The sequence below is a fragment of the Roseateles sp. P5_B10 genome (assembly GCF_056400485.1).
In genome coordinates this window covers 1-941 of sequence record NZ_JBFULE010001320.1, presented here as the reverse complement: position 1 = coordinate 941, position 941 = coordinate 1, and the positions used below count along the sequence as shown (strand labels likewise).

Here is a 941-nt window from a genome sequence, read left to right as displayed (position 1 = left end):
CCCCGGACTACCGCTCCACGCTCAACCTGCCCGACACGCCCTTCCCGATGCGCGGCGACCTGCCCAAGCGCGAACCGGGCTGGGTCAAGGCCTGGGACGAGCAAGGCCTGTACAAGCGCCTGCGCGACGCCCGCTGCGGCGCGCCGAAGTTCGTGCTGCACGACGGCCCGCCTTATGCCAACGGCCAGATCCACATCGGCCATGCCGCCAACAAGATCCTGAAGGACATGATCGTCAAGGCGCGCCAGCTGGCGGGCTTCGACGCGGCCTACATCCCGGGCTGGGACTGCCACGGCCTGCCCATCGAGAACCAGATCGAGAAGAMCTTCGGCCGCGGCCTGCCGCGCGACGAGGTGCAGGCCAAGAGCCGCGCCTACGCCACCGAGCAGATCGACGGCCAGCGCATGGACTTCAAGCGCCTGGGTGTGCTGGGTGAGTGGGACAACCCGTACAAGACGATGAACTACGCCAACGAGGCCGGCGAGATCCGTGTCCTGAAGCGGATGTTCGAGCGCGGCTTCGTCTACCGCGGCTTGAAGCCCGTGTACTGGTGCTTCGACTGCGGCTCGTCGCTGGCCGAGTTTGAGATCGAGTACGCGGACAAGCAGTCCCCTGCAGTGGACGTGGCCTTCCTGAGCGCCGAGCCAGAAAAGCTGGCCGCTGCATTCGCCGTCGCGCCGCTGACCAAGGACGCCTTCACCGTCATCTGGACGACCACGCCCTGGACCATCCCCGCCAACCAGGCGCTCAACCTGAACCCCGAGCTGCCCTACGCGCTGGTCGACACGGCCAAGGGCTACTTCGTCGTCGCAGAGGCGCTGGTGGAGAAGTGCCTGGCGCGCYGGCAGCTCGAAGGCAGCGTCGTCGCCGTGGTGCCAGGCCGCAAGCTGGAGCTGCAGAAGTTCAAGCATCCGCTGGCCCACGTCGACCCCGGCTATGAC

Annotated in this window: 1 protein-coding gene; it reads left to right on the top strand. The window is 67.2% G+C overall.

From position 1 onward, the window contains the following. On the top strand, positions 1–941 hold a 941-nt coding region (locus tag AC1DU6_RS33025; RefSeq protein WP_477862520.1), incomplete at both ends, for a class I tRNA ligase family protein.